The sequence below is a fragment of the Enterococcus sp. AZ015 genome, assembly GCF_050499225.1.
Classification (GTDB): Bacteria; Bacillota; Bacilli; order Lactobacillales; family Enterococcaceae; genus Enterococcus_D; species Enterococcus_D entomosocium.
In genome coordinates this window covers 2,697,544-2,709,692 of the sequence record NZ_JBMHEX010000001.1, presented here as the reverse complement: position 1 = coordinate 2,709,692, position 12,149 = coordinate 2,697,544, and the positions used below count along the sequence as shown (strand labels likewise).

Genomic DNA, 12,149 nt, shown 5'->3' with positions numbered 1-12,149 from the left:
GGAAGTGAAAATTATGGAACTACAATCAAAATCACCCACGGCAAAAGAGCCTGGGAAACTCAAAAGCTGGTTTAATCGATTACCAGAATCAAAACAGAATATGGTTACAGGCTACTTATTTATCTCACCCTTCATCATTGGCTTTTTTGCTTTTATTATCGTCCCGATGGGGATTTCTCTTTTTATGTCTTTTCATGACTATGATTTATTGACAGAGGCGCAATTTGTTGGCTGGAATAACTTTAAGACGATTTTTACGAATGATCCCAAGTTTGTTCAGTCACTGACTGTTACGCTGAAATATGTTGTGTTGGCAGTCCCTTTACGGCTGATCGTCGCATTAGCAGTGGCGATGCTGATCAACCGCCCATCGAAATTAAGCGGCGCTTATCGGGTATTATTTTATATCCCTTCGATTTTAGGTGGGAGCGTGGCGGTCTCGATCATGTGGCGGAATCTTTTTGGCGATTCAGGGTTGATCAATGGCGTGCTAGCGGCGATCGGCTTAGACCCGATCTACTTCTTTAAAAGTCCTGGCTTAGCGTTGATGACCTTGATTTTATTAGCAGCGTGGCAATTTGGCTCGTCGATGTTGATTTTCTTATCCGGTTTGAAAAATATTCCGAAAGATTATTACGAAGCGGCAGAAATTGATGGGGCAGGAAAAATCAGACAGTTTTTCAATATCACGGTTCCAGTCCTGACGCCAATCATCTTTTTCAATCTGATCTATCAAACGATCATGGCCTTTTTGACCTTTACACCTGCGTTTATCATTTCGAATGGGACGGGTTCACCCCGTAACGGCACGTTAGTCTATTCCTTGTACATGTATCAACGAGCCTTTACCGATTTCAAAATGGGCTATGCTTCAGCCTTAGCGTGGATTTTACTGGTCATCGTTGGGTTGATTACGATTCTGTTGTTCGCAACATCGAAATTTTGGGTGTTTAAAGAAAACGAGGAGGTTTGATTGATGCGTGAACAAAAACAAAATTATTTCTTTGATGCCGTGATCTTAGTTGCTGCATTACTGATGCTTTATCCGATTTTCTGGCTGCTGTTTAGTGCCTTTAAACCTAGTAGTGACATTTTTCGAACGGCAACGGAGTTGATCCCCCGAAGCTGGACGTTAGAAAATTTTACCAAGGGGTTTGAAGGGATCGCAGGGATTCCCTTCATTCGCTATATTTTCAACTCGTTGCAAATCGCGTTGATTTCAATGGTAGGGGCGGTCTGTTCTTCGGCTGTCATTTCTTATGGATTTGGTCGAATTCCTTTCAAAGGAAAAGGCTTTTGGTTTGCTTGTATCTTGGTCACGATGATGCTGCCGCAAGAGATCATCATGGTGCCTCAGTATCTTTGGTTCAATCAATTAGGCTGGCTTAACTCGATTCGTCCGGTAACCGTTCCTTCATACTTCGGACAAGCTTTCTTTATTTTCATGATGGTTCAATTTGTCTCTGCGATCCCGACAGATTTAGATGAAGCAGCAAAAATGGACGGCTGTGGACGGGTCGGTATTTTCTTCCGTGTGATTCTACCGTTGATGAAGCCTTCCTTGGCAAACGCTGCGATCTTCTCTTTCTATTGGAAATGGGAAGAACTGATCGGACCGATGCTGTACCTTACACGTCCGCAAAACTACACGGTATCGATTGCCTTAAAGCAGTTCCTAGATGCTAGCAGCACCTCCAATTGGGGAGCGATGTTCGCGATGTCTGTCGTCTCCTTGCTGCCTGTGTTGATCATCTTCTTTATTTTCCAAAAATACATTGTTGAAGGCATCAGCACGACTGGTCTTAAATAAGTGTGGAAAAAGATATTCGCTGTTTTGGAATATCTTTTTTCTATTGAATGAATTCGTTGAAGAAAGGACAAACCGATGCAACCATTTCAAGTAATTGATTTTCATGTGGTACCAAGCACGATCGGCGCTCATCAAGCGACCCTTATTTGGGAGAAGCCGCTGCACGCCCAAGCTATTTTTGGTTATCAATTGTTTTTAGACAACGATTTGATCCAAACCAGACCAACAAACAAGACGCATTGGACGTTGACAAACTTATCTGCCGATCAAACGTATCAAGTAACGATCATCTGCCTCGATCATCAGGGGTGCCTGCTTACAAATACCGCAGTCACGACGACCTTTCGTACAAAGAAAAAAAGTGTTTTGTTAGATGTTACGCAAGCACCCTACCATGCTGATAGCGCAGGCAAAGAAGATAGTACCGCCATTCTCCAGCAAGCGATCAACGATTGCCCTAGCAATGGCACTGTCTGGATCCCAACAGGGGCAGTGATCCTTTCTGGTGCGTTGGAGCTAAAAAGCAATATGATTTTTCAGGTAGATGGCACATTGCAAGCAAGCCTCGACATAGAAACGTATCGGGTTGCCCCTCACGATTATTTAGGAAGCGTGAATCAAGAGGGGTTGCCATTAAGCCGTTATGAAGGCTGGGAATTGTTTTGTTTTCGTTCATTGATCAACATTGGGTATATCGATCGGGGCGATCGAGGGCGTATCGTTTGTGAAAATGTCCGTCTTTGTGGCAAAGGAACGATCATTGGTGGCGGGAATCCATTAGGACTAGCGATGCGAAACCCTTATGCAGACCGTGAACAGTATCCAGAATATGTTTCTGATGGAAAACCTGGAAGACGAGTAAGGGGACGTTTGATCTGTATGATGCAGGCCAAAAACATCCATTTGACAGAGCTGACGTTGATTGATCCACCATGCTGGACTGTTCATATGATTTACTGTGACACCGTTGTGACCCATGGGGTGACTATTCAGTCCAAAGGCATCGACAATGGCGATGGTTGGGACCCAGATTCTTCGCAAAATTTGCTGATTTTTGACACCGTTTTTGATACGGGCGATGATTGTATCGCAATCAAATCTGGCAAAAATCCAGAAGGAAATCAGATCAATAGACCAGCGAAAAATATTCGGCTGTTTGATTTGGCTATTCGAGGGGGACATGGCATCGCGATTGGTAGTGAGCAATCTGGTGGTGTTGAAAATATCGCTTTTCGAGATTGTCAACTGACCAATACGCTTTATGGGCTAGAATTGAAAGCGCAGAATGATCGTGGTGGCTATATTCGTCAAGTGACGATCACCGATTGCCTGTTGGATCGTTTCATGGCTCATCCTGTTGCTTACAATGCCGATGGTCAGGCAGCACAACAGTTACCGATCATTTCGGATATTTTGGTCAAGAATACCCGTATCGTAGGGCAGAACCCTTTGGTCGAGCTAAAAGGGTTTGTCGATGAACAAGCACAGCAGGTTTCACCGATCCAACGCGTTACTTTTGAGTCAGTTGCCTTTGAATCAGCTAAAGGGCAAAAGAAAATGATTTTTGAACAGTGTCAGGAGATCAGCTTTAAAGAAGCAGCCATCATTGATCGAGCGGCTATAAGTGACGCAATAAGTTGCCAAGAAACAGTCGAACTATCCATGGTGGGGCAAAAGAAACGCACGTAGAACAAGCTTTTGGAAATGATCTGCGTTGGTTTTCCCAATGAGAAACAGTTAGTTAAGCACCTTATTTCCTTCCTTGACAGGTTGCGCCTTTTTGCTTTTGTAGACAAAAAGGCGCATTTTTCTAACAAGAAAGGACGTTACAAAAAAAGACGATCCTCAGAAATCAAAAAGGACTTTCTTTTGCCGCTAAGGGGACTATAGTAAAGAATGTAGGAAAAAAGGACGCCAGAAAGCACATGGGAAAAGACAACGAGATGTGCCAAGAGGAACGCTTTACTTGATGGACAGCGCCAGTAAGAAGCACTTAGTTCTATCCAAATAAATGATAGATGAAAAAAGGTTGGCGATGCGCAAATTTTTAAAAGTCATGGATATCGATAAACCTATTTGTAGCGTAAAACAAAAGCGTAGGAGGTAAGCAAGAATGGAAGACATCACGCAATTATTGCAACGAGAAATTGACCAAGCATCAACTGTGCAGGGAACAGTGATTACACCACCCGGCGCCTATCAAATCGGCGCGTTGTTTTTAAAAAGCAATGTGCACTTGATTGTCTCAGAGGATACGATTCTGTATGGTAGTCAAGAACTGGCCGATTATCCCGAAGTAGATAATCGGGTCGCAGGGATCAATATGAAGTGGCCTGCAGCGATGATCAATGTTTTTCACGCAGAAAATGTCATGATCTCGGGAAAAGGGAAACTTGATGGTCGTGGAGAAACATGGTGGCAAACGTTTTGGGGAACAGATGAAGCCAGCGGGATGATGGCGGATTATGCAAAGAAAGGCTTACGCTGGGCAGCAGATTATGATTGCAAGCGTCCACGAAATATCCTTGTTTATGAAAGTCAGCAAGTAACCATCAAAGATATTTCGTCGGTACAGTCGGGTTTTTGGAATACACAAATCACGTATTCTCACCACATATTGATCGACGGCATCACGATAGACAATGGAAAAGGGCCTAGTACTGATGGCATCGATATTGATTCCTGTGAAGAAGTCACCATTCAAAATGCCTACATTTCCTGCAACGATGACAATATCTCGATCAAGGCGGGACGTGGGGCAGAAGCCTTAGCCCAGCAAAGAAGCTGTCGGAAAATCACGATCAAAGACTGTCAGTTAGGGTACGGTTCAGGAATTGCCATTGGCAGTGAAACTTCAGGTGGGATCGAAGAGATCAAAATCCAAAAAGTCGTCTTTGAGCAAACTGGGGCAGGGTTTCGGATCAAATCCGCTAACAATCGAGGTGGATTTATACGCAAGGTCACTGCTTCGGATTTAACGATGAAGGATGTTGGCTTTCCTTTTCTCTTACAAACAAATTGGTACCCAGATTATAGTTATCCAGAACTGCCAGCTGATTATGCGGAAGAGATTCCCGACTATTGGCACAAATTGATGGCACAACCTGCTATTCCAGTAGGTCCAGCAAAGGTCTGCGACATTACTATTGAAAACGTGCAAGCTACCAAAATAGGACAACAAAGCGTGCGTGCTTTCTTCATCGAGGCCAGCCCAGCAGAACCGATCCGCAATCTAACAATGAAAAATCTTTCCATCCATGCCGACGAGTTCGGCAAGATTGCAGGGGTCGAAAACTTAAAGATGGTGGAAACGATCGTCACTGCGTTAGCGCCAACCTTGGATCAAAATGATGTGTATGAGCGGTAGTACTCTTTCTGTCGGATATGAATGAGTGGTGATCCGCTTAGTACTACAAAACTGATGAATTATCAAAAAAGACCAATGAGTTGGTCTTTTTTTCATGATAAGATGTTTCCAAATCTCTCACGAATAAGAACATCAGTACTTAGGCTACTTTTTCTACAACGAGAATTTAAGAATGATAGGAATCAGAAAAACTGCGATAATTAAATTAATTGAGCGAACTAAGAACACGAAGAACTATTTATTCTTTTTTCCTATAATTTACGATACCTGCAAATGTAGAGCAAAACTCCCTACCCAGCCATATATCAACGATTAACAAAAAATGTCAATTGCTGGAAATCCTGCTTTTCGTTATGCTTTTGGTATTGAAAGCGGTTTATTTAATCGAGCTCAACAACAAAATCTAAGGAGGAAAAGTAGTGAAAAAATTAAGTACGATTCTTGGTTTGGGGTTACTATCAGTCGCCTTTTTGTCGGCATGTGGGAAGGAGGAAGCAGGTTCCACAACAGATTATGATACGATTTCGATTTTATCGCCGTACATTGAAACTGAACCACCTGCAAGTGACAACGAGATTTTGAAACAATTAGAAGCTTACACTGGCAAAAACATTGATATTACCTGGGCACCCAATACATCCTATGAGGATAAAATGAATATTACGTTAGCTTCAGATGATATTCCAGAAGTGATGGTCATTCAAGGAAAATCAGGAGGATTTATCAAGTCAGCAGAAAATGGGGCTTTTTGGGATTTGACCGACTATTTAGCTGATTATCCTAATCTCTCTCAGTCTAACGAGGATGTTTTGCGTAATTCTTCTGTGAATGGCAAAGTGTACGGAATTTATCGGAAACGTGATGCGATGCGGACGGCGGTGATCATCCGAAAAGATTGGTTAGAAAACTTAAACTTAGAGGTACCAGAAACGATCGATGATCTTTATGAGATTGCCAAAGCATTTACTGAGAACGATCCCGATGGGAATGGTGAAAATGATACGTTTGGTTTGATTATTCCCCAATGGCCTGGCTCGATCAATTCAAATAGTCCTTACGATGTGTTAGCTACTTGGTTTGGGGCAGGAAATGCTTGGAAAGAAATAGACGGCACTTTAGAGCCATCCTTTATGCAACCAGAATACCTAGAATCAATGCAATTTGTTAAAGATATGGTGGAACAAGGCTATGTCAATCGTGATTTTGCAACCATGGCAGCAGATAAATGGGATGAGCCGTTTATCAATGGACGTGGTGGGATCATTATTGATACGTATTCACGAGCAGCACAAATCAGTAATAAATTATTGCAAGCTGGAGAAGAAGACCTCGTCGTCTTTACAGGGAATTTAAAAGATAATAGCGGTACGATGAATGCGTTACCGACAGATGGCTATTCTGGTTTCTTGGCGATTCCTAAGTCGAGTGTCCAGACAGAGGAACATCTAAAAGAGGTGTTGACGTTCCTTGATAAATTAAATGATAAAGAAGCACAGGTATTGCTGAACAACGGAATCGAAGGAATCAATTTTGAAGTAGTGGATGGAATGTCCGTCGCACTAGAAGGATCAGAAGCTGAAGCGTTAGCCAATGCGGTCAAAGGGTACTCACAAATTGGGATGAATGTAACGGAAGATACCCTGTACTATATTGCTAAGCCTGATACAGAAGCGGCTACTGAAAGCTATGAAAAACGATTGTCATTGATGGAAGCTGATTTAGAGCACGCTGTCTTTAACCCAGCAGCCTCCTATAATACAGATACGTATGTAACAAAAGGGGCACAGCTTGATCAGATCATTAGTGATGCGCGGGTTCAATTTATCGCAGGACAAATCGATGAAGCGGGTTGGGAAGCTGCGATCGAACTTTGGAAGAATCAAGGAGGCACGCAGCTGATGGAAGAAACGAATGCCCTTCATCAAGCACAATAACGACAGTCGAAGAAGGTTGAGTGGATCTTGCTCTCAACCTTTTTCTTTTTCAATAATTTTTTTCAGCTAATAAAATGGAGTAATAGTCAAGTGAGACGAGACAGGTAGTGAGAAATCAGAAAAGAAAAAATGGAAACAAGCAAATGAAAACCCTAATCTAACGCTTGATATCAAAGAATTCAAAAAAAGTCAATTGTTAGAAATGTAGGTCAAGTTTACTATGAAAAGAGAAAAGCAGCTCATATACGCATAAAAGGAGAAGAAATGTTAGCGAAATTGATCTATGAAAATCCGCTGAATCAAGCAGCAGATATTCAACACTTTATTGCTGAAGGAGAGCCCAAGATTACTTTCCAAGACGGGATGATTCTGGCGAATACGTATTCTGAAGAATCAAACAAACAACCACATTTTGTTTTATGGCTGCCTCAACAATTTCCAGCGGACCTACGAATCACCTGGCAGTTTCAACCACTGGCTGAACCAGGCTTATGTATGCTCTTTTTTGCAGCAGCCAATCGCAAGGGTGGCTCGATCTTCGATTCTGGAGTACCCAAACGAACCGGGGCATATCCCGAGTATCATTCTGGAGGGATCGATGCTTACCACCTTTCTTATTTTCGAAGAAAGTATGAGGAGGAACGGGCGTTTGAAACGTGTAATTTGCGCAAAAGCCATGGGTTTCATCTGGTCGCCCAAGGCGCAGATCCACTTCCGAGTGTAGCAGATGCCCGAGGGTTTTATCACCTAAGAATCGATAAGGTAGGTGCAACGATCTCCTTTTGGATCAACGACTTATTGGTGTTAAGGTACCTTGATGAGGAACAGTTTGGTCCCATATTAACCAAAGGAGCGATCGGATTTCGGCAAATGGCGCCAATGAAGGCCCGCTATAAAGACTTAAAGGTATATTCCTTAGAGGAGGAACGGTGATGAATTGGCAGAAAGTATATCAAGCAGCAGATTTTGTCTTTTATTGTTTGCTGATAAATGTAACCGTTATTATAGGTGCGCTAGTAGGTGGGATCATCTTTGGACTGGCGCCTAGCATACAAGCAGGATTCCACGTAGCAAAGAAAACCCTTAAACAGGAATCGCCGCCTTTTTTTCAAACGTTCTTTCGGTATTACCGCAGGAACTTTTGGCGATCGAATCGCTTGGGCTTACCGATCATTCTCTTTTATTTGTGCCCCATGGTAGTGATCCAGCAAGGATTTTTAGCGGCATTGACTCAAACAGGCTTGATCCTATTGATCGTTAGCCAATGCGTCGCGATCGCTGTGATTAATACATTGCTTAGCATGTACGAATATTATGTGCTCCCAACGAAGAAGTACCTAGGCGCTTCACTACGCTTTCTTTTCTTTCAACCTATTGGCACCTTTTTAGGCGTCCTTTGGTTTGGGATTTGTAGTACGATCAGCTTTTTTCTCCCCGGTCTCCTGCCATTTTTAAGTATTGGGATGTGGATCATTGGCACAATGGGGATTTACTTGAAATTATTTGATGAAAATGAACAAAAGCTAAAGCAACAAAACGATGCAGTTCAACCTGCAGAGAGGGAAGAGGAGGAAATCGAGCATGGCATTGAAATGGCTCAAAAATAAACCTAAGGGAAAACGTGGGCTGAGTTTTGGGTATCCATGGGAAAAAGGAGCTTTACAACCTGAGGTTCTAAGTGAGGAACTGTTTTTGCTGGGGGAGGAGCCGCTGCAAACGAAAGTACTGGCTTACTGGCCAGATGGCAGTGTGAAATGGACAGGACACAGTGGTCTGGTGGCAGAAACGACGCAGTTACTTTTTCAAAGAAAACAGCGTGTCCAGAAGAAACAGGCGATTGCTAGGGAAGCATACAACGGTATTTATTTTGACAACGGTACGATCAAAGGCTTCTTCCCGAAACATGGGGAAGGGAAAAATGTATTGGACTGGGTAGCGGTCAATGGGCAGAAAAAATTGCAAGATCTTCACGCAATCCTGCAATACCAAAACAAAAAGGTGCAGTCCAAAGTAACGGACTTGATGTTGGAAGAAAATGGTTCAGAAAAAGCCGTTATCAAAGTATCGGGCGTCATTGAGATCAATCAAGAAGTGGTGCAAGAGTTTATTTTACGGTTCCGTATCTTTCGCGAAATCAGCAAATTGGAAATCATTCATACGGTCATTATCATCAAACCACTTGCTTATGAAGGCATGGGGGTAGCATTTGATTATGCGTTGACAGGTGAAAATTGGAATCGACAAGTCAAATTTATTGCAGATGCTGTGTATCATGAAGCGGCGCAATTGTTACTTTCACGGCGACACTATCAACAAAACATTCCCTATCAAGAACAAGCCAGTGGACAGCTCGTTTCATTGACCCCAGCGGACGAGCCGATGCTGTCTCATGCGGTGGAAAATGCTATTTGGGACAATTTTCGGGTCAATCAAATCAATCATCGGTCATTTGAATTAGAAAAACAGACAGAACCTGGGTACTGTTGGTTGCCCATTGGGGATGGTGAGCGTTATTCAGGTACCTTTTACGCTGGGGGAGAAACCGGCGGCGTTGCTTGCAGTATGGAGAAATTTTGGGAAAAAGCACCATCTGCGATCGAGGTGGCAGGCATCACCCAAAAAGCAACCCGAATCACGATGTGGCAGTGGTCACCGAATGCCAAGCCAATGGATTTTCAGCACTATTCCAAACGGGATCATGTGCTTAGCGGATACGAAGGAATGGAAGAGATTCGTTCGACGGCAGTTGGCGTAGCAAATACGACGCGTTGTTGGTTGGATCTTTATGAGGAAGCCCCGTCAGAAGAAGTGTTGCTGGACTTAGCTCAAGAAAACCAAGAACCTGCCCAGATCGTTTCATTGCCAGAGCGTTATCAAGAGACGAGGGTTTTTGGCAAGATCAGTTTACCAGACGAATCAACGAAAACGAAACAGTTGCTGGAGCAACAATTGGCTGAGATGCGTCAATTCTATTTAGCAGAAGTCCAACAAAGAAGTTGGTATGGCTATTGGAACTATGGTGATGTCATGCATACCTATGATCAGTTTCGACACCAATGGCGCTACGATCTTGGTGGGTACGCTTGGCAAAACACTGAATTGGTCCCTAACATGTGGCTTTGGCTAGATTTCTTACGGACTGGTGATCCAAGCGTCTACTATCTGGCTGAAAGCATGACGAGACATACTTCAGAAGTCGATCAGTATCATGCTGGGGAATACAAAGGATTAGGGTCACGGCATAATGTCGTTCATTGGGGTTGCCAAGCCAAAGAAGTTCGAATTTCAATGGCGGGTCTCCATCGCTACTACTACTATTTGACAGCGGATGAACGCATTGGAGAGATTATGGAACAAGTCAAAGACAATGAAACCTATGCTTTTGATGCGTTACCACCGATGCGCGAGTTTTATGAACGAGAAACGAAGCGGATACCGATTCGCATCGGACCAGATTGGGCTGCGCTAGTCTCGAACTGGTTTACCCAGTGGGAACGGACGAATGATCCTGTGTACCTTGAAAGAATTCGCACCGGCATCACCTGCATCAAAGCCATGCCCCAGCGCCTATTGTCTGGTCCCACAGTGTTATTTGATCCACAAGACAAAACCTTATCTTATATGGGAACAGGGAATTTTGGCGGCTATCACATGGTCATCTCCTTTGGGGCGCCGCAAGTTTGGTTAGAACTTGCTCAAGTGCTGGAAGACCCAGAGTGGACAGAGATGTTAGGGGAGTTTGGCTGGTTTTATAGCTTGAGTCCTGAAATAAAAGCAGAAGAGTCAAACGAGGTACTGACGGAACCTCATTTTGCCTGGCCAATGTTTGCGTCGACGATGATGGCCTTTGCTGGGCGAGTGCGTAACGATCGAGCAATCAGTCAAAGGGCTTGGCAGTTATTGCTTGATAATGACAAATCGGGTGTTCCATTGCCGATCGAAGCGACCATTGAAGCAGCGACAACGTGGAAAAAAATAAAAGAAATGCCGTGGGTATCGACCAATGTGTTGTCACAGTGGGGGCTAAATACGATTTGTTGTTTAGCACTGATTGGAGCGGAATTAGAGGAGGAGAATGAATGGAAACAACAATAAAAAAAGTGCCGAAAACGAAAGAGCAATGGGGGAGTTTTCTCAACCATTTTAAACAAAATAAATGGCTCTATATTTTGACGATTCCCGGGATCATCTATTTTGCAGTATTTCGTTATGCGCCGATGTATGGGTTGATCATTGCTTTCAAAGATTATGTGCCCTTTTTAGGAATCGCAGATAGCCCATGGGTAGGAACACAAAATTTTATGGATTTCTTCAATAATCCTGATTTCTTTCGAATCTTGTGGAACACGTTGATGATTGCCTTTTTAAACATTTTCTTTTCGTTTCCAGCACCAATCTTTTTGGCACTGTTACTGAATGAATTACGCAACAAGCTGTTTCAGCGGACCATTCAAACCTTCGTCTATGTACCGCATTTTCTTTCATGGACGATCGTCGTTAGTCTTTGGCATATTTTATTCAACATCGATCATGGAGCGATCACTCAATTTATCGCTTCGTTGACAGGCGTGGAAATCGATTTTCTCTCAGACCCGCAATGGTTCCGCCCCATGATCGTGATGCAATCGATTTGGAAAGAGATCGGTTGGGGGACCATTATTTATTTAGCTGCCTTATCAGGTGTGGATCAGGAACAATACGAAGCCGCGATCATGGATGGTGCAGGACGTTTTCGTCGTGTGTGGCATATCACTTTGCCTGCGATTCGTTCGACGATCATCATTATGCTGATCATGCGGATCGGGTCGATTTTGTCTACTGGGTTTGATCAGATTTTCTTGATGACCAATCAGTTGAACCGAACAGTAGCAGATGTTTTTGATACGTATGTGTATATGATGGGGATCACCAATGGCGCTTACAGTTACTCAACAGCCGTCGGATTATTTAAATCGATCGTTGGGATCATCCTCGTACTTTGTACCAATAAATTAGCGAAACGCTTTGGCGAAAGCGGCTTATACTAAGGAGGAAAAAG

The 12,149-nt window shown here is 43.3% G+C and carries 9 protein-coding genes; all 9 read left to right on the top strand.

Going from position 1 to position 12,149, the window contains the following annotated elements:
* The first annotated feature begins 13 nt into the window (after window positions 1-13).
* Window positions 14-973 carry a carbohydrate ABC transporter permease gene (locus IGK85_RS12555; RefSeq protein ID WP_016608843.1) on the top strand — a complete coding sequence of 320 codons (960 nt, stop codon included), beginning with the start codon at window positions 14-16 and terminating at the stop codon, window positions 971-973.
* Between the two features lie 3 nt (window positions 974-976).
* The gene (locus IGK85_RS12550; protein WP_005234188.1) at window positions 977-1,810 is read left to right on the top strand and encodes a carbohydrate ABC transporter permease; all 834 of its coding nucleotides are present in this window, start codon (window positions 977-979) and stop codon (window positions 1,808-1,810) included.
* Window positions 1,811-1,885: 75 nt separating this feature from the next.
* The gene (locus tag IGK85_RS12545; RefSeq protein WP_008380754.1) at window positions 1,886-3,499 is read left to right on the top strand and encodes a glycosyl hydrolase family 28 protein; all 1,614 of its coding nucleotides are present in this window, start codon (window positions 1,886-1,888) and stop codon (window positions 3,497-3,499) included.
* Window positions 3,500-3,923: 424 nt separating this feature from the next.
* On the top strand, window positions 3,924-5,177 hold the full coding sequence (locus tag IGK85_RS12540; RefSeq protein WP_008380756.1) for a glycoside hydrolase family 28 protein: 1,254 nt from the start codon (window positions 3,924-3,926) through the stop codon (window positions 5,175-5,177).
* A gap of 419 nt (window positions 5,178-5,596) precedes the next feature.
* Window positions 5,597-7,111 (top strand): extracellular solute-binding protein, encoded by a 1,515-nt coding sequence (locus IGK85_RS12535; protein ID WP_005234195.1) that lies wholly within the window; start codon window positions 5,597-5,599, stop codon window positions 7,109-7,111.
* A gap of 264 nt (window positions 7,112-7,375) precedes the next feature.
* Entirely contained in the window at window positions 7,376-8,044 is a 669-nt protein-coding gene (locus IGK85_RS12530; RefSeq protein WP_008380760.1) for a DUF1961 family protein, read from the top strand.
* Window positions 8,044-8,718 (top strand): YesL family protein, encoded by a 675-nt coding sequence (locus IGK85_RS12525; RefSeq protein WP_008380762.1) that lies wholly within the window; start codon window positions 8,044-8,046, stop codon window positions 8,716-8,718. The genes IGK85_RS12530 and IGK85_RS12525 overlap by 1 nt, the downstream gene beginning before the upstream one ends.
* The gene (locus IGK85_RS12520) at window positions 8,693-11,206 is read left to right on the top strand and encodes a hypothetical protein (protein WP_005234198.1); all 2,514 of its coding nucleotides are present in this window, start codon (window positions 8,693-8,695) and stop codon (window positions 11,204-11,206) included. The genes IGK85_RS12525 and IGK85_RS12520 overlap by 26 nt, the downstream gene beginning before the upstream one ends.
* Window positions 11,191-12,138, top strand: a complete 948-nt coding sequence (locus IGK85_RS12515) for an ABC transporter permease (protein WP_005234199.1) — start codon at window positions 11,191-11,193, stop codon at window positions 12,136-12,138. Before IGK85_RS12520 ends, IGK85_RS12515 begins: the two co-directional genes overlap by 16 nt.
* Window positions 12,139-12,149: the final 11 nt, after the last annotated feature.

Coding starts and splice junctions, on each gene's coding strand:
- IGK85_RS12555 (WP_016608843.1), top strand. CDS start 14: ATGGAACTACAATCAAAATCACCCACGGCAAAAGAGCCTGGGAAACTC.
- IGK85_RS12550 (WP_005234188.1), top strand. CDS start 977: ATGCGTGAACAAAAACAAAATTATTTCTTTGATGCCGTGATCTTAGTT.
- IGK85_RS12545 (WP_008380754.1), top strand. CDS start 1,886: ATGCAACCATTTCAAGTAATTGATTTTCATGTGGTACCAAGCACGATC.
- IGK85_RS12540 (WP_008380756.1), top strand. CDS start 3,924: ATGGAAGACATCACGCAATTATTGCAACGAGAAATTGACCAAGCATCA.
- IGK85_RS12530 (WP_008380760.1), top strand. CDS start 7,376: ATGTTAGCGAAATTGATCTATGAAAATCCGCTGAATCAAGCAGCAGAT.
- IGK85_RS12525 (WP_008380762.1), top strand. CDS start 8,044: ATGAATTGGCAGAAAGTATATCAAGCAGCAGATTTTGTCTTTTATTGT.
- IGK85_RS12520 (WP_005234198.1), top strand. CDS start 8,693: ATGGCATTGAAATGGCTCAAAAATAAACCTAAGGGAAAACGTGGGCTG.
- IGK85_RS12515 (WP_005234199.1), top strand. CDS start 11,191: ATGGAAACAACAATAAAAAAAGTGCCGAAAACGAAAGAGCAATGGGGG.